Here is a 16,189-nt window from a genome sequence, read left to right on the forward strand (position 1 = left end):
AACCGACAGGCGCCGGATTTTACTTGGCGCTTTGGATTATTGCCTTTATCTTTGCCGATGCTACGATGCTGCAAACATTGTAACAGCAGCCGGCAAGCCAGGGAATGTAATGCTCTACGGCCGCTGCCAAGTATAAGGTGCAACTGTTAGTCCGCGTTGGCGGGCTACTAACTAGCCAAACCCGATGACAAAAAACATCATATTGAGTGTGCTTGCCCTGATGGCACTTGCGCTTTCGTACTTCTACGAAGTTACGCCCGCAAGGTCGGAAACGCCGGCACCCCAAGCCATGCAGCCGGCCATTACGCCTTATGCCATTAACTCGCCGCAGGACATGGTAAAGGCCCTGGAACTAAAGCTGCCTGCGCCGCCTCCAGCCCCGGAAGTTGTGGTGGAAGAGGGCTTCTACTCCAAAAGGCTCGGCATCCGTTTCAAAACCGATCGCAATAAGCGCCTGGTCGATCTGGCAACCAAGTGGATCGGCACCCCCTACCGCTACGGCAGCAACTCCAAAAGAGGCACCGACTGCTCGGGCTTCGTTTCCCGGATCTATCGCGAAGTATACGGCATTAACCTGAGCCGCAGTTCCCACTCCATGTTCGAAGATGTGCAGCGCATCAAGCGCGGCAACATGCGTACGGGCGATCTTGTCTTCTTCCGCCGAAGCCCCAAAGAGCCTATATTTCATGTGGGCATTTACCTCAAAAACAACAAGTTTATACATGCTTCCACCAGTGGCGGCGTCATGGTCAGCTCGCTGAAAGAAGCTTTTTACCGCAACAACTTTTATGCTGCGGGCCGCGTGATCTAAACACACGCCGCCTGCGATAACGAAGCCCTGCAGTTACGCTGCGGGGCTTTTGCTTTTAACGGAATCGTAAAACAAATTTAGCGGCAGTAAGTATAGGAAGGTTACCATTTGTTTGCGGAAATTGCACCCCAATCAGCCACCCGCCCTATAACCCGGATGGCCGGACAAAGCAAGCTGTAAACCAACACCACACGTAAAAGCACATACATCAATTATGGAGAATACAAGACCCGAAGGGAAAAATATTGCGGACAGCCCTTTATTTCAAAATATCCTGAAGAAAGCCGAGCGATACCTCAAGCACCCTTCGCTGGTGGCTTCGCTGCTGAACGATGCGTTTAAAAAAGCGACCGCGAAAAAAAGCGTAGGCTCGCTGGCAGCCGAAGCCTGGGAAAGCCTGCAACTGCTCTCCCGCATGATCAAAGCAGCCATGGCCGGCGAGTACAAGGGCATTCCGAGCACTACGGTGGTAGGCGGCATTGCTGTGATCATTTATTTTATCATGCCCATCGACCTGATCCCGGACTTTATTCCGGTACTGGGTCTGCTGGACGATGCCAGCCTGCTGGCCTGGTTTATGACCAGCATCAAATCAGAGCTTGACAAGTATAAAGCGTGGGAAGCATCGCGCCCGTTTCCGGTGGAGACGCCGCAAAGTGCAGCGCCAACTGCCATGCACAATGCCGACCCTTCTTTTGGCACGCCAAAGTATAGCGATACCACCGACGGACACGTACAAATAGAGCGGAACACTGAGCAGTAATCAATCATTAAACCCTGGCAACTTATGGAAAAAAATAAGAAAGGCGGGAACAACACACAGTATGCGACAGGCGGACCGGACGCCGGAAAAAACGATAACCCCGTTATCAAGCATTTTCCGCTGGGCCGCGCAGCCAACCAAACGCACCAAGGCACGGAGCCGCACCCGCACGAACCGATCCTGCGCTCCGCCACCACCGACAGCAGCCGGATGCCTAAAAACAGCACCGACGATGGCCCAACTGGCGGCAACATCCGCTAGGCTAGGCAGGCACCCACTTACCCAAGGCGGCAGGTATGAACTACCTGCCGCCTTTTTTGTATTTATTTTGGACATTTACCGGTAAATCCACTTCCTGTTAAACACTTAAGTTTTATAAAATATAGCACAATTTAAATACATGTATTTAATAAATTTAAAATAAAAGGGCTGACTACTATAGTTTTGTAAGGAAATTATTTTCTATATTTGACCGGGTAGATTTGTATTTTAACTTTTAGCCAGAGTGTATACATCATTTTTACGATTAACCTCCGTCAATCTACATATTGATGGGATAGGAAAGGTACTGATTGAGCGAAGCGAGAAAGCAAAGCGCCTCACCATCAGTGTGAGGCCCCTGAAGGGGGTGCGGGTGGCAGTGCCGCCGCACATCAGCTTTGAGAAAGCCGAGCAGCTCATTTATACCAAAGCGGACTGGATCAAGGAGCACCAAGCCCGCATGCAGCAGCACGAGGAAAAGGTAACGGTTTATGACCACGCCACAGAGTTCCGGACCCGCCACCATACGTTGCGCCTGCTTACCCACGCCCAGTATTCGATGCGCTGCGTGGTGCAGGACGGGTATATCAGCGTTTTTTACCCGGCCTTCAAAAACGTGCGCGACAACGATGTGCAGAAGTTCATCCGCAAGTCGATTGAGGAGGCGTACCGCAAGGAAGCCAAGCAGCACCTGCCACAGCGCGTAGCCTATTTTGCCGACAAGTTCGGGTTCTCGTACAGCAGCGTGTTCATTAAAAATGCCAAATCACGGTGGGGCAGCTGCTCGCACACCAACAACATTAACCTGAACCTGCATTTGATGCGCCTGCCCGAGGCCCTCTGCGATTATGTGATCCTGCATGAGTTGGCCCACACAGTAGAGAAAAACCACGGGCCAAACTTCTGGGCGCTCCTCGACAGGATATCGGGCGATGCCCGCGGCCTGGACCGGAAACTGAAAGCTTACCGCATTTCCATCTATTAATCCTGTTGCTATAGCAAAACTCTACTATCTCTAAAATCAGGCAAACAGGCGCCGGCAATAAAATAATAGCTTTTTGGTCGCTGGCTTCCCTCTCCCTACCTGCTTCTTTTTATCATCAGCCATGCGCCCGGCCCCGGTGTTGCGCTGTGCTTTAGCTCGCCGCCATACCTGCTGCTTTGCTGTAGCGAACGCTATACGTATGTTGCTGCACTTGCACCGGCCGGAATGCCAAAACGGCAGATAAAACAAAAGCGGAAGGCATGCCTTCCGCTTTTGTTTTAAAGTATAAACGCTTCCTTAGCTTGCCTTCCGTATGCTGTGGGTTGCCACAAAATCAAGCAGGTCTCCCACGGTGTCGATCGGCACCTCGTCCGGAATCGTGATATGGAATTTTTTTTCCAGTTCCAGGATAATATCCACAAGGTCTACCGTATCGAAGCCAAAATCCTGCGACAGGTGTTTATGCGCTTTCAGCCGGTCGGCTTTGATCTCCTTTGTTTTGCTGATGATCCGGATAACCTCCTTCTCTACAGCGTTGTTTGTACTAGTCAGCATAGGTTTAAAGGGTATATTCTCTAACTTTTACACTTTCAGGCGCTTGTGCCTGCTGCTCCTGAAGAGCGGCCTGGCGCTTCTTTTTGCCCATCAGTTTATTTTTCAGCCGCTCGTTGAGCAGGTACATAACCGGCACGATGAGGAGCGTCACAATCGTCGCAAAACTCAAGCCAAAAATAATGGTCCAGGCCAGCGGCCCCCAGAAAGCGGCACTATTGCCGCCCATAAAAAAGTTTGGCTCAAAGGCCGTAAACAGCGTGTAGAAATTCAGGTTAACGCCCAGCGCCAGCGGTATAAGCCCCAGCGTGGTCGACAAAGCTGTTAAAAGCACCGGGTTCAGGCGGGTTTTACCGGCTTCCACAATGGCCTCTTTCAGTTCCTTGCCTTCACTCAGCAGGATGTCCGTAAATTCCACAATCAGGATACCATTTTTAACCACAATGCCGGCAAGGGCTACAATGCCTACGCCTGTCATCACAATCGAAGCATCCATCCGGAAAATAGAAAAGCCCAGCAACACGCCAATGATACTAAACAGCACCTCCGACAGGATAATGAAGGGCTTGGAGAGCGAGTTAAACTGTGTAACCAGAATAAGGAAGATGATGCAGAAAGCAGCCACCAGCGCCAGCAGCAGGAATTGTCCCGTTTCCTGCTGCTCTTCCTGCTGGCCGCCCATCTTCACTTCGTAGCCTTCCGGCGTCTGGAAATTTTTCAGCGCCCCTTCTATCTGCTGCACCACCTCATTGGCATTGTAACCCGCCAGCACGTTCGACTCCAGCGTCACCATGCGCTTCAGGTTCTTGCGTTTAATCCCGCCATAAGAAGTCGTATAGTTGATCGTTGCCACCGAGGATAGCGGGATCTGGCGCACCAGCCCCGAGTTCATGTCGCGGTAGGTGATGCGCATGTCCAGCAGGGCATCGATGTTGTCGCGGTAGGGCTCGGCATAGCGGATCTGGATCGGGTATTCGTCTTCGTCGCGCTTAAACTTAGAGGCTTCGCGGCCAAAAATGGCAGTCCGGATCTCGGAACCGATCTGGCCGGTGCTGATGCCCTCGCGGTTAGCGCGTTCGCGGTCTATGCTCACGGTGATTTCCGGCTTGCTGTCTTCCAGGTCCGAGCGCAGCTCCTCGATGCCTTTGATATTCTGCTCATCGATGTACTGCTCTACCTGTTTGGACAGGGTGATAAGCTGCGGAAAATCCTCTCCCGAAATTTCGATGCTGATCGGCTTGCCCACTGGGGGGCCGTTCTGCTCTTTGTCCACAGTAATCGCGGCGCCGGGTATGCCTTTCACGGCTTCCCTGATCTCGGTCAGGTACTGGCTGCTGGGCTTGTTGCCGGTGCGGTCCATAAACTCGACAAACGCCACGGTTACTTTGCCTTTGTGCGATTGCGGGGTCACGCTGCGCTCGTTCTGGTCGCCGGCGCCAATGGCCACGTTCGCGATCACCGACTCCACATCAGGGTTGTTTTCGCCGATCACGTTATAGATGCGCCGCTCCACCAGCTTGGTTACCGAATCTGTGACGGCCTGGTCAGTACCCACGGGCAGGTTGATGTAAGTATACACAAAGTTGGGGTCCGACTCTGGAAAGAACACCACCTTGGGAGGGCGCACCGCCGTTAGGAACACTGAGAAGACCAGCAGCGCGAGAATGCCCCCGAACATCCACACCGGGCGCCAGCCCACCAGCATCCAGCGCAGCAGGCGCTCATAGCCGCCCATAAAGCGCGGCAACGTGTTTTGCTGAAACCGCCGGATCATACCGGTGAGCACATACTTGTTGAGGGCCACCAGCACCACGCCCAGCAGAATAAGGTTTGCCACGCCATACCAGCCTGCCACATAGCAGCCGGCCGCCACAAGTATAGCCACAATGTTGAGCACTAAAAAGCGCCTGCGGGCTTTCGGCGACACCTCCCGGTTCTCGTTTTTACGCATAAAAGAAACGGCAAATACCGGGTTAATGATAAAGGCCACTACCAGCGACGAGAGCAGCGTAATAATGAGCGTAATGGGCAGGAAGAACATAAACTTGCCCACAATGCCCGGCCAGAAAGCCAGCGGCAGAAAGGGCGCCACCGTGGTGAGCGTACCCGCCAGCACCGGCACAAACACTTCGCCGGCGGCCTCCTTGGCCGATTTTACAATACTCAGGCTGGAAGTATGATAGATGCGGTGCGTGTTCTCGATCACTACAATGGCATCATCCACCACAATGCCCAGGGCCAGCAGGAAGGAGAAAAGCACGATCATGTTGAGCGAGAACCCCAGCGTGGGCATGATGATAAAGGCCAGGAACATGGAGATCGGCACCGACAGCCCGACAAAAATGGCGTTGGTCGTACCCATAAAAAACATCAGGATAATGGTAACCAGCACAAAGCCGATGATGATGGTGTTGATCAGATCATCCAGGGTATGGCGCGTCATGGTGGACTGGTCGCCGGTGATGGTGATCTTCAGGTCGTCGGGCAACACGGTGCCCTGCATCTGCGCCACCATCGCATGGATCTTGTCGGAAGCCTCGATCAGGTTTTCGCCGCTGCGCTTGATCACGTTGAGGGTGATCACGGGCTTGTGGTCCAGGCGGGCAAAGCTCTCCTGCTCTTCAAAGCCTTCCCGCACCACGGCAATATCGCCCAGCCTGATGTTGGCGCCGGCCACGGATTTTACCACGATATCACTGATGCGGGATGGGTCCACGTACTGCCCTACTACGCGCACCGAGCGTTTCATTTCGCCCACGGTGATGTTGCCACCCGATATGGTCATGTTCTCCGAGGCAATGGCGCGCTCCACGTCGGCAAAGGTCACCTTCGAGGCCTGCATTTTATACATGTCCACGTTTACCTGGATCTCCTTGTCCAGGGCGCCGATCATGTCCACGCGCGTAATTTCCGGCTCTGCCTCAATGCGGTCCTGCAGGTCTTCGGCATACTTCTTTAGCTGCCCCATACTATAGTTGCCCGACACGTTGACGTACATGATCGGAAACTCAGAGAAGTTGATCTCCTGCACATCGGGGTCCTGGTCCAGGTCGGTGGGCAGGTCAGCGCGGGCTTTGTCCACAGCATCTTTCACCTGCTGCTTGGCCTCAGCCACCGCCACATCGGTATTAAACTCCACCGTGATCATCGAGAAATCCTGCACCGAATTGGACGTGACCTTCTTCACCCCCGAAATGGCCTTGATCTCCTTTTCAATGGGGCGCGTTACCAGGTTTTCCATATCGGAGGGCGAGGTGCCGGGGTAAACCGTGCCCACAAAAATGGTCGGGATCACGATATCCGGGAAGTTCTCTTTCTGCAGGTTCACGTAGGAGAAGGTCCCCGCCAGCGCCACAATCAGCGTGATGATGTAGATACTGGTTCTGTTATCGATGGACCAACTGGTTAGCTTAAACTGTCTCATAGTCCTATACTTGTTAGGTTATTTCCTGCTTAGCCTGGCCGGCTGCTCAAACACCACCGGTTGCCCTTCGTTCAGGTTCAGATAGCCAGCCGTAATGACCTGCTCGCCTCCTGACAACCCGCGCAGCACCTCAACCTGGCCCCCATATGCCATCCCGGTCTTCACTTCCCGCTTTTCGGCCACATAGCGGGTACCGTCCTTTTTAGTCACAAACACGTATTCCGAGCTGCCGTCTTTCTGCACCAGGTTTACCGGTATCACCATGGCGCCCTCTTTTTTGTAATCCTGGATGCGGACCACCGCCACCATGTTGGGCCGCAGGGTTATTTCGTTGCTGTTTTTGGGGCGCAGCTGCACGGTAAAGGTCCGGCTCGTCGGGTCGATAAACTGGCTCATTACTTCTACCCGCGTCTCCACCTCTTTGTCCAGGTCCGGAAAAAACACCCGGGCCTCGTCGCCTTTGCTGATTTTGGCCAGGTACGCTTCGGAAACTTCGGCCACAATTTTAGCGTCCTGGGTGTTCACCACCCGGATAATGCCCACGCCCGGGGCCACGGCCTCACCGGCATTGGGGATCACTTCGTCCACCACCCCGCTGATGGGGGCTTTGATGTTGTATTGCTCGCGCTGCTGCCGCAGGGTGGCCATGTTGTGCTCCAGAGCTTCCTTGTTATTTTTGGCCGTCAGGTACTGCATTTCGGTGCCGATCTTCTGGTTCCAGAGGCTTTGCTGCTTTTCGAAAGCGATCCGGGCCAGCTCTAGGCGTGTGCGCAGCTCGGCTATACTTTGCTCCAGCACCAGCGCATCAATGGTTGCCAGCGTCTGCCCTTTGGTTACCCGGTCGCCGCGCTGCACGCGCATACTTGTCAGGGTACCGGGCACACGGGCGCTCACCAGTACGTTCTGGTCAAAGGCCACTTTTCCCTGCACCTCCACAAAATGGCGGAACGTATCCGGCGCCACCGTCACCACCGAAACCGGCACCGTTTTCTTTTCTGTCGCCACCGTTTTGCCTTCGGCTTTCATCTGCGTCTCCAGGGCCGCAATTTTCTGGTTAAGCGTGGTTTGTTCTTCTTTCAGCTGGGCCAGTTGCGTTTCTTTGTCGGCGGGTTTGCTGCAGGCGGCCAGGCTCAAAAGCAGCGCCAGCATACGGATGCCTATACTTTGTTTCATCGTGATTTCAGCAATTAGTTTTTCAGTCGTTTTATTTTGAGAGCAGGGTGCCGGTGGCTTTGTCGAGGTTCACTTTGGCGATGAGGGCATCATACATGGCGGCGTAGTAGTTGGTCTGGGCCTGGCGCAGGTCTGTTTCGGCGGTGACCACTTCCAGGTTAGAGCCTACGCCCTCCTGAAACTTGATCTTGGCCACCCGGGCAATTTCCTGGGCCAGAGCCAGGTTCTCCTGCTGCGATTTCATCACATCCAGGGAGTTGGTCAGTTCGGTGGAGGCCTGCGAAAGCTGCAGGTCTATACTTTGGCGGAGCGTTTCGAAGTTGTATTTGGTGTTCTCCAGCGCCAGCCGGGCCTGCTGGATCTGGTAGTGCTTGCTTAGCCCGTCGAAAATAGGCACCTGCAGCTGCGCGCCCACATAGCCAAAGTCGAACCAGTTGCGGTCTATGGTATTGCTCGCGCCGGCGCGCACATTCAGCACATCGGAGAGCGTGCGGCCCACGCCGTTGTAGCCGTAGCGAGCGTTGAGGTATAGCCGGGGCAGGTAGCCGGCCCGTTTGTTGCGCAGGTCCAGGTTGGCCAAATCGCGCTGCGTTTCCAGGATGGCATATTCAACGCGGGAGCTGTAGTTGAAATTGGCGGGGTTCACTTTCGTAACATCCACTTCCACTTCGGCCAGTTCATCGGTCAGCGTAATGGGCTGGCGCTGCTCGAGCCCCATCTGAAACTTAAGCAGGCTTTCGCTCAGGGCCAGCAGGCGCTCGGTCTTTTGCTGCTCCACCTTCAGGTTGTTGCGCGACACCCGCAGGCGGTCCACATCCAGCTTTTCGGCCACCCCGTTCCGGAACATGACCTGCGTCTGGTTCAGCAACGTGTCGAGGCGGGCCAGGTTCTGGTTAAGCAACGCCATGCGCGCGCGGCTTACCAACACTCCGTAATACGCTTTGCTCACCTGCTCCACCACTTCTATCTCGCCCTGCTCCATACTTTTGCGCGAGAGCTCGGTATATGTTTTGGCCGCCTTCAGCCCGATCAGGTATGAGCCGTCGAAGAGTAGCTGGCTACCGGTAACAGCCAGGCTGCCCGTATAGGGCTGCACAAACGTAATGGCCTGCAGCCCTGTCCGGCTCGAATCCGGCTCTGGCGTGGAATAAGTGGGCTGCAGGATAATAGGCTGCCCTGAGTTGATCTGCTCCGGTGTGATGGTAAAGTTGTCGAGTTGGGAAGGGGCGCCAAAACTGCCCGGGTCGAAGAGCGTTTTCTGCTGAATAAAGTTGTTTCCCACTTCGGCCGCTCCGTTGAGCTGCGGCAGCCCCATGGCCCTGATCTCGCCAACCCTTGCCCGGGCAATTTTCTCCTCGTTGCGGGTGGCTTTCAGGTTCGTGCGGTTTTGCAGCGCATATGCTATACTTTGCTTCAGGCTAAAGGCCTGCGCCTGCTGCCCCTGCACCGGCCGGCCAGCCAGCAGCACAACGACTGCCAAGATCAGGGTAATTTTCTTTTTCATAGTTTTTTAGGGGTTGTAGGTGGTGGGATTACTCTTCTTCGGTTACATGCTTGTAGGCGTTTATAAGCTTGTGTCCTTTCAGGGTGGCCATGCCCAGCATGTAGTGCTCCAGGCAAGCCAACTGCACCCTCGGAATATCGAACTTGTGCTGCGGAAAAAGCATGGCATTAAAGGGCATCTCGATCATGGCCAGGCGCAGGCGCGCTACAATGTCTACTTCCAGGTCGTTTCTGAAAAGCCCCTCGCCCATGCCCCGTGCAATGTTCTGCTTTATTTTCTGGAGGATGTAGTTGCGCTTGTGGCTTTCCCACAGTTCCCAGCCGGTGGGGTGGTATTTCTGCAGGTCATGAAAAATAGACGGATGAATTTCGGTAAAGACCTTTTTACTCAGCGCCATGAGGTCGAAAAGCTCCGCAATGGCATTTTCGGCCTTTGTGATGATGCCTTCGCAGGTATTTTCCACGGCCAGCAGGTATTGCTGGCAGGCCGCATACACTACCTCATCCTTGTTATCAAACCACTTGTAGATCGTTTTCTTCGACATGCCCAGGTGCTGGGCAATATCATCCATCGACACACTCTTGATGCCTTTCTGGCAGAAAAGCCCGAAGGCCGCTTCAGCTATTTTATCTTTTGCCGTTGTTTTCTCGACCGTATCCATGTCGCTGATTTTGCCTTAAAACTATGGAAACATTTTTCATTTCAAAAGTTTCCATCAACTGTATTCCCTAAACAATGGTCAAGCGCAGAAGTTTGCCCGTGAACAAACATATCAACGTCATGAAAACCCACTATTTGTTTTATACTTACTAAAAAACAGGCACATACCTTACCGGCCTGTGCTAGCTACCTATACTTCTCTAACTCTGCCTGGCTGCCGTTATACTTGCTCTAGATGCCCAGCACGGCTTTAAGCTTCGTGTAGCCGCTCCTGCTCAGGGGCACCCGCAGGCCGTTCTTCAGCAGGGCCACATGGCTGTCTTTTTCAAAGGGTTCTATTCGGGTGAGTTGCGAAAGGGGGATCATGTAGGAGCGGTGCACGCGCACAAACTGGGCCCGGGGCAGGGTGCTTTCGTAATAGCCCATGGTTTTCTTTTTAAGGAAACACCCGCCGGCGGTATGGACCTTCACATAGTCATCGTACGCTTCCAGGTACAGCACTTCGCTTACAGGTATAATGCGGATGTCGTTGCCGGCTTTTACCACTATGCGCGCCTGTTCTTCGGGTTGCGGTATGGTAGCTTCCACGGAGAGCGGGCTGCTAGCAGCTGCAGTGTTGCCCCGTTGTGCCAGCCACTTTTTAACGGCGGCATCAAAGCGCTCCTGGCTAAAAGGCTTGAGCAGGTAATCCACGGCATTGGCCTCAAACGCCTTGATGGCATGCGCATCAAAGGCGGTGGTAAAAATAACGCCCGGGGCAGGGTCTACCAGCTCCAGCATCTCGAAGCCGCTGATCTTGGGCATCTGGATGTCGAGGAAGATCAGGTCGGGCTGGTGCTGCATGATGGCTTTTACGCCCTCAAAGCCGTCGTTGCATTCCTGCATTACCTTCATGTCCGGGTAGCGTTGCAGATACTCCAGCACCAGGCTTCTGGCCAGCGGTTCGTCGTCTATAATCAGGCATTTGATCATGCGCTTTGCGGGATTTTGATATGGGTTATAAATGTATGGTCCTGTTGCTCGGTGGTGAGCAGGTCCTGGCGGGCATACAACAGGTATAACCGCCGCCGGATAGAGTCCAGGCCAAAGCCGGTACCCTGCTGGGGCTGCAGCGAACCTGCGTCGTAAGGGTTCTCAATGCGGATGAGCAGGGTATTGTCTGCCGTGCTGGCGCTGAGTTTTATCATGGTGTCGCCTACCGTGTCGTAGAGGCCGAACTTAATAGCATTTTCCATGACCGGCTGCAACAGCAGGGCCGGCAGGCGCATGGCCATACTTGGTTCCTGTGCGGCTATCTCGGTCTGGAGGCGGTGGCCGAAGCGTACTTTTTCTATCTCGAGGTAAAGCTGCAGGTGGTGCAGTTCATCGGCCAGCGGCACCTGCTGCTGGCTATCTTTGCGCAGCGTGCCCCGCAAAAAATCGGCCAGCTGCTGGATCATTTTACGAGCCTGCTCGGGCCGGCTGCCCGCCAGCGCACTGATGGAGTTGAGGCTGTTGAAAAGAAAGTGCGGCTGCAGCTGCTGGCGCAGGTTCAGGAGCTCGGCCTCGCGGGCAAGCTTTTCGGTGGCGGCTTTGCGCTCATCGGCCTCCCGCAGCTCACGGGTATAAAACCAAAGCCAGGTCAGGAGCAGGATCAGCAGGATCATGAGCCAGGCAAAAGCCAGCCGCACCGCCAGCGTCTTGTCTACAAACGCCAGGTAGGCTGCCTCTCCTTCAAACAACTTACCAGCCAGCCAGTAAAAGAGCGCTATACTTATGCCGGCCAGCCCCAGGCTCCAGCCCAGCAGAAAAACGCCCTGCCGTATACTTGGCTGGTAATACCGTAGGCCCGTTCCCATGGCGTAGCTTCCGGCTGCCAGCAGCAGGTTGGTAAGCAGGGCATCGGTAGCGGCGTTGGTTGCCCCGAAACCCGTAGGCAGCAGCACCAGCGTTTGCACCACCGCCCACAGCAGCGCCCAGCCCAGGTAAATCAGGATCAAACGGAATGGAGACATGCAGGCTATACTTGTAGGAAACGGACAAAAAGAAAGTATACTTTACTTAACACCTGGGGCAGCAGTAGCAGCATTGCAGGCACAGGATCTTTTATACTTGCACATAGCATCTTTCCTGTGTCCTGCTGCCTGTTGCTCAGTAGCTCTTGATGTTCAGGCCGCCAAAAAGGGTCGTACCTTTCAGAATGAGCACTTTGTTGGGATCGTAGCCATGCGGCAGGGCCGGGCGGTTATCGTCTATCCCTCCCAAAATGGCCACCATTTCCGATTTTATCTGCCAGTGCGGCGGCACGATCAGGCTGGTGCCCCCGAAGATCTGGGTGGTATCCAGCACCACCGGGTATTGCATGTCGGCCTGCATCAGGTTCAGCTCGGTGCCCCCGAATACGCTCACCACCTCGCCGCCTTTAAAGTTCTTGGTAATGATATTTTTCTTCACCCCGCCAAAAATAGCCGTGGTGCGCACGTAGTCTTCCACAGAAGGAACGGGCTCCGAAGCCCCTGCATCAGGAGCGGTATACGTGCCGCTATAGTTGGTGTAATCGCCCGCCGGGGCAGCACCAGTAGCTACGTCGGGATAGTAGCCGGTGGTGTCACTTCCGGATGGCCCGGTTCCCGGAGGGTTACCCCAGGTATGTCGTCTTTTAGGACGCGCCATCAGCCACACCCCCAGGCCGATGATGAGGATAGGCCAGAAAAAATGCCGCATACTAAAATGAACAAAGAAGAAATCATCCAGCAGGAAAACGGTGCCGATCACGATGAGCACCAGCCAGCCCGGCCGCTGAAACGAATGCCGGAAACCCATGAACAGGCCCAGCACGATCAGCAGCATCTGCCAGGAAAATACCCAGCGCGGGAAAAAGAACACATTCATTTTGGCAGCCAGCAGCAATACACCGATCACTACCAGCACCAGGCCACCGCCTACTTTGCCTGACTGCCTTTCCGACGGGTTAAAGTCTTTATTTCTCATGACTTGTCATAGTTTAAATTTCTGATTCAAAAGTATGGCAGCAGATAGCGCAGCACAACGACAAATAGGCTTGCCGGGGCAAAAAGTCGGTAAGTGGCCGGTCTGCGTCGGTAAACTGCCGGCGAACTTGGCAGGCCCGGCATTCGCCGCCCGCTGCGCGTATACTTGCAGGAGGGCAGCAGCCGTTTGCTAACGTAAAGGTGCTGAATAACCTGGCGCCTTAAAATTATTTTGGAGCAACCCGCTCTTTTAGCCGCCCAACGGGCGCCTGGCAGCTACAAACCGGAAAACAGCTATTGCAGAAACACGCCCGGCAAGCATGAAGTTAAAAGCAGCAAATTATTATCTTTGCATATGATGGTGGAGAAGATACAACAAGTAGCACAAGAGCTGGAGGCCGCAGCGCTGAACAATGCCTCCGAACTGGAGCAGTTCCGCATTGCCTACATGGGCCGCAAAGGCCGCATTGCCGACCTGTTTGATAACCTGAAGCAGGTGGCGCCGGAGCAGCGCCGCCAGGTGGGCCAGGAACTCAACAGCCTGAAGAACCGCGCCCAGGAACGTTTTGACCAGGCGCAGGAGCAACTGGCCAGCGCCGCAGCCGGCAACGCCGGCGAGCAGGCATTTGACTTTAGCCTGCCCCCTGTGCCCAACACGCTGGGCACCCGTCACCCGCTCTCACTGGTGCGCCGCGAGATCGTGCGCATTTTTGAGCGCATTGGCTTTAACGTGTCCGAAGGACCGGAGATGGAGGACGACTGGCATAACTTCTCGGCCCTGAACTTCCCGGAAAACCACCCGGCACGCGAAATGCAGGACACCTTTTTCCTGAGCGCCGACCGCCAGCAGTTGCTGCGCACCCATACGTCTACCGTGCAGGTGCGCCTGATGGAAACACAAAAGCCGCCGCTGCGCAGCATTATGCCGGGCCGCGTGTACCGCAACGAAGCTATTTCGGCGCGGGCACACATGGTGTTCCACCAGGTAGAGGGCTTGTATGTAGATAAAAACGTGAGCTTTGCCGATCTGAAGCAGACGCTGTATTACTTTGCCAAAGAGATGTTCGGGCAGGACACGCAGGTGCGCTTCCGTCCGTCTTTTTTCCCGTTCACCGAGCCTAGCGCGGAGATCGACATCACCTGCCTCATCTGCAAAGGCGAGGGGTGCAACATCTGCAAACATACCGGTTGGGTAGAGATTGGCGGCTCAGGCATGGTAGACCCGGCCGTGCTGGAAAGCAGCGGCATCGATCCGCAGGAATACTCGGGTTTTGCTTTTGGCATGGGCATTGAGCGCATTACGATGCTCAAATACCAGATAAAGGACCTGCGCCTGTTCACCGAGAACGACGTGCGGTTCCTGCGCCAGTTTGAAGGCGTTATTTAATTGTTGGATTGCTGCATTGTTTAATTGTTGGGCTTCGCTGGTAGTTAATTCTTCAAGTATAGCCAAGCTTTACATCAATCCAGCCATTTAACCATTTAACAATGTAACCATTCACCAGATGACCCTGGAGGAGATAAAAACGATCGGCGTAGTGGGTGCTGGCACCATGGGGCAGGGCATTGCGCAGATCTGTGCGCTGGCCGGCTACAAAACCATCCTGTTCGACATCAATGCCCAGGTGCTGGAAAAGGCGCAGCAGACGACTACTGAGAACCTGGCTAAAGGCATTGCACGCGGCAAACTCACGGAAGCCGACAAGCAAACGACTCTCGGCAACCTTTCTTTTACAGGCGATACGCTGCAGTTAAGCTGCGATGTGATCATCGAAGCGGTGGTGGAACGGCTGGAGGTAAAGCAAAGCATTTTTAAGGAGCTGGCCGCCATCAACAGTCCGCAAACCATACTTGCCTCTAACACGTCCTCTATCCCAATCACGCGTATTGCCGGCGCCGTGCCGCACCCCGAGCGCGTGGTGGGCATGCACTTTTTTAACCCCGCTCCCATCATGAAACTGGTGGAGGTGATCTCCGGCGCTGCTACCTCGCCGCAAGTAAAAAATACCATACAGCAACTGGCCCGGAAGCTGGGCAAAACGCCTGTTATGGCCAAAGACTCGCCAGGTTTTATCGTGAACCGCGTAGCCCGTCATTATTATGTGGAAGCCCTGAAGCTGCTGGAAGAAGGCGTAGCTGATGTGGCAACCATCGACAAGCTGCTGCAAGCGAGCGGCTTTAAAATGGGCCCTTTTGAGTTGATGGACCTGATTGGGGTGGATACAAACTATTCTGTGACGACTGCCATGTTCGAGGCCTTCCATTACGATCCGAAGTTCCGGCCAAGCCGCATTCAACAGCAGAAAGTGGATGCTGGCCATCATGGTCGCAAGTCAGGCAAAGGCTTTTATAATTATGAGTAAACTCTGGATAGCTTTATCACTCCTGCTAGCGCTACTGGCAGGCTGCAAAGACAGCAGCAGCGGCCCGGCCATACCCACAGTGCCGGTGAGCGTGCAGATCAACGTCGGCAGCCTCCAATACCCGGAACTGCGCCAGGACGGCGGCTATGTGTATCTGCAGGGCGGTTACAAAGGCATTATACTGATACGCCAAAACGCCAACCTATACCTGGCCTTTGAGCGCGCCTGCCCCTACGACCCAACCAGCACCTGCCCGGGCATAGAAGCCGACGCTTCCAATCTGTTTCTGATCGATAAATGCTGCGGCTCCCAGTTCAATTTTCAGGGCAACGTAACAGCCGGCCCGGCAGTATATGGCTTACGGCAATACCAAACCTCTTTGTCAGGCGCTGTGCTCTATATTTCGAACTAAAATTTTAAGATTGATTTACAGTAATTTATACTTACAGCAAAGTTTTTTTTCAGGGCATACTTGCGTACTATCAAAAACCGCTGTAATATTGCACCATCAATCAGCGGAAAAGCCGCAGTGATACATCCAAAATTCCTCCTTAGCTCAGTTGGTTAGAGCACATGACTGTTAATCATGGGGTCCCTGGTTCGAGCCCAGGAGGGGGAGCTTTAAAAAAGCCACTTACAGGTAAAACTGCTAAGTGGCTTTTTTTATGTACCTACAATTTGCTGACAGCATCGCTGGTGGTAAGGCTTAGGGAATACGTTTATC

Annotated in this window: 15 protein-coding genes and 1 tRNA gene; 8 read left to right on the top strand and 8 right to left on the bottom strand. The window is 54.2% G+C overall.

All coding sequences use genetic code 11. The features are described 5' to 3' along the window. Positions 1-184 precede the first annotated feature (184 nt). The 4 genes from LWL52_RS14550 (at position 185) to LWL52_RS14565 (ending at position 2,820) form a co-directional block, all read left to right on the top strand. Positions 185-811 (top strand): C40 family peptidase, encoded by a 627-nt coding sequence (locus LWL52_RS14550; RefSeq protein ID WP_242921157.1) that lies wholly within the window; start codon positions 185-187, stop codon positions 809-811. A gap of 214 nt (positions 812-1,025) precedes the next feature. Next, positions 1,026-1,574, top strand: a complete 549-nt coding sequence (locus LWL52_RS14555) for a YkvA family protein (RefSeq protein WP_242921160.1) — start codon at positions 1,026-1,028, stop codon at positions 1,572-1,574. A 24-nt stretch (positions 1,575-1,598) separates the two neighbouring features. Continuing rightward, positions 1,599-1,835, top strand: a complete 237-nt coding sequence (locus tag LWL52_RS14560; protein WP_242921162.1) for a hypothetical protein — start codon at positions 1,599-1,601, stop codon at positions 1,833-1,835. 244 nt (positions 1,836-2,079) lie between these two features. Then, positions 2,080-2,820, top strand: a complete 741-nt coding sequence (locus LWL52_RS14565) for a M48 family metallopeptidase (protein ID WP_367615717.1) — start codon at positions 2,080-2,082, stop codon at positions 2,818-2,820. Between the two features lie 297 nt (positions 2,821-3,117). Here the strand turns inward: LWL52_RS14565 and LWL52_RS14570 are convergent, their stop codons facing one another. The 8 genes from LWL52_RS14570 to LWL52_RS14605 form a co-directional block, all read right to left on the bottom strand. Further along, positions 3,118-3,375: an acyl carrier protein gene (locus LWL52_RS14570; RefSeq protein WP_242921166.1), complete on the bottom strand. Its 258-nt coding sequence runs from the start codon at positions 3,373-3,375 to the stop codon at positions 3,118-3,120. A gap of 4 nt (positions 3,376-3,379) precedes the next feature. Beyond that, positions 3,380-6,796, bottom strand: coding sequence for an efflux RND transporter permease subunit (locus LWL52_RS14575; protein WP_242921168.1), 3,417 nt, complete (start codon positions 6,794-6,796; stop codon positions 3,380-3,382). An 18-nt stretch (positions 6,797-6,814) separates the two neighbouring features. Continuing rightward, on the bottom strand, positions 6,815-7,969 hold the full coding sequence (locus LWL52_RS14580) for an efflux RND transporter periplasmic adaptor subunit (RefSeq protein ID WP_242921170.1): 1,155 nt from the start codon (positions 7,967-7,969) through the stop codon (positions 6,815-6,817). Between the two features lie 31 nt (positions 7,970-8,000). Beyond that, on the bottom strand, positions 8,001-9,473 hold the full coding sequence (locus LWL52_RS14585) for a TolC family protein (protein WP_242921172.1): 1,473 nt from the start codon (positions 9,471-9,473) through the stop codon (positions 8,001-8,003). A gap of 28 nt (positions 9,474-9,501) precedes the next feature. Next, positions 9,502-10,134: a TetR/AcrR family transcriptional regulator gene (locus LWL52_RS14590; RefSeq protein ID WP_242921174.1), complete on the bottom strand. Its 633-nt coding sequence runs from the start codon at positions 10,132-10,134 to the stop codon at positions 9,502-9,504. 230 nt (positions 10,135-10,364) lie between these two features. Continuing rightward, positions 10,365-11,105 (bottom strand): LytR/AlgR family response regulator transcription factor, encoded by a 741-nt coding sequence (locus LWL52_RS14595; RefSeq protein ID WP_242921176.1) that lies wholly within the window; start codon positions 11,103-11,105, stop codon positions 10,365-10,367. Next, on the bottom strand, positions 11,102-12,127 hold the full coding sequence (locus LWL52_RS14600; protein WP_242921178.1) for a sensor histidine kinase: 1,026 nt from the start codon (positions 12,125-12,127) through the stop codon (positions 11,102-11,104). Before LWL52_RS14600 ends, LWL52_RS14595 begins: the two co-directional genes overlap by 4 nt. A gap of 136 nt (positions 12,128-12,263) precedes the next feature. Beyond that, positions 12,264-13,103 carry a LiaF transmembrane domain-containing protein gene (locus LWL52_RS14605; RefSeq protein ID WP_242921180.1) on the bottom strand — a complete coding sequence of 280 codons (840 nt, stop codon included), beginning with the start codon at positions 13,101-13,103 and terminating at the stop codon, positions 12,264-12,266. Positions 13,104-13,460: 357 nt separating this feature from the next. Here LWL52_RS14605 and LWL52_RS14610 point away from each other — a divergent pair, with 357 nt between their 5' ends. The 4 genes from LWL52_RS14610 (at position 13,461) to LWL52_RS14625 (ending at position 16,084) form a co-directional block, all read left to right on the top strand. Continuing rightward, complete coding sequence (locus tag LWL52_RS14610; RefSeq protein ID WP_242922219.1) at positions 13,461-14,489, top strand: phenylalanine--tRNA ligase subunit alpha; 1,029 nt, start codon at positions 13,461-13,463, stop codon at positions 14,487-14,489. Between the two features lie 118 nt (positions 14,490-14,607). Then, the gene (locus LWL52_RS14615; protein WP_242921182.1) at positions 14,608-15,465 is read left to right on the top strand and encodes a 3-hydroxyacyl-CoA dehydrogenase NAD-binding domain-containing protein; all 858 of its coding nucleotides are present in this window, start codon (positions 14,608-14,610) and stop codon (positions 15,463-15,465) included. Continuing rightward, on the top strand, positions 15,458-15,877 hold the full coding sequence (locus tag LWL52_RS14620) for a hypothetical protein (protein ID WP_242921185.1): 420 nt from the start codon (positions 15,458-15,460) through the stop codon (positions 15,875-15,877). Before LWL52_RS14615 ends, LWL52_RS14620 begins: the two co-directional genes overlap by 8 nt. 133 nt (positions 15,878-16,010) lie before the next feature. Continuing rightward, a tRNA-Asn gene (locus LWL52_RS14625) sits at positions 16,011-16,084 on the top strand. Positions 16,085-16,189 lie beyond the last annotated feature (105 nt).

It is taken from the genome of Pontibacter liquoris (genome assembly GCF_022758235.1).
GTDB lineage: Bacteria > Bacteroidota > Bacteroidia > Cytophagales > Hymenobacteraceae > Pontibacter > Pontibacter liquoris.

Coding starts and splice junctions, on each gene's coding strand:
- LWL52_RS14605 (WP_242921180.1), bottom strand. CDS start 13,103: ATGAGAAATAAAGACTTTAACCCGTCGGAAAGGCAGTCAGGCAAAGTA.
- LWL52_RS14615 (WP_242921182.1), top strand. CDS start 14,608: ATGACCCTGGAGGAGATAAAAACGATCGGCGTAGTGGGTGCTGGCACC.
- LWL52_RS14550 (WP_242921157.1), top strand. CDS start 185: ATGACAAAAAACATCATATTGAGTGTGCTTGCCCTGATGGCACTTGCG.
- LWL52_RS14610 (WP_242922219.1), top strand. CDS start 13,461: ATGGTGGAGAAGATACAACAAGTAGCACAAGAGCTGGAGGCCGCAGCG.
- LWL52_RS14620 (WP_242921185.1), top strand. CDS start 15,458: ATGAGTAAACTCTGGATAGCTTTATCACTCCTGCTAGCGCTACTGGCA.
- LWL52_RS14570 (WP_242921166.1), bottom strand. CDS start 3,375: ATGCTGACTAGTACAAACAACGCTGTAGAGAAGGAGGTTATCCGGATC.
- LWL52_RS14575 (WP_242921168.1), bottom strand. CDS start 6,796: ATGAGACAGTTTAAGCTAACCAGTTGGTCCATCGATAACAGAACCAGT.
- LWL52_RS14600 (WP_242921178.1), bottom strand. CDS start 12,127: ATGTCTCCATTCCGTTTGATCCTGATTTACCTGGGCTGGGCGCTGCTG.
- LWL52_RS14595 (WP_242921176.1), bottom strand. CDS start 11,105: ATGATCAAATGCCTGATTATAGACGACGAACCGCTGGCCAGAAGCCTG.
- LWL52_RS14590 (WP_242921174.1), bottom strand. CDS start 10,134: ATGGATACGGTCGAGAAAACAACGGCAAAAGATAAAATAGCTGAAGCG.
- LWL52_RS14580 (WP_242921170.1), bottom strand. CDS start 7,969: ATGAAACAAAGTATAGGCATCCGTATGCTGGCGCTGCTTTTGAGCCTG.
- LWL52_RS14560 (WP_242921162.1), top strand. CDS start 1,599: ATGGAAAAAAATAAGAAAGGCGGGAACAACACACAGTATGCGACAGGC.
- LWL52_RS14585 (WP_242921172.1), bottom strand. CDS start 9,473: ATGAAAAAGAAAATTACCCTGATCTTGGCAGTCGTTGTGCTGCTGGCT.
- LWL52_RS14555 (WP_242921160.1), top strand. CDS start 1,026: ATGGAGAATACAAGACCCGAAGGGAAAAATATTGCGGACAGCCCTTTA.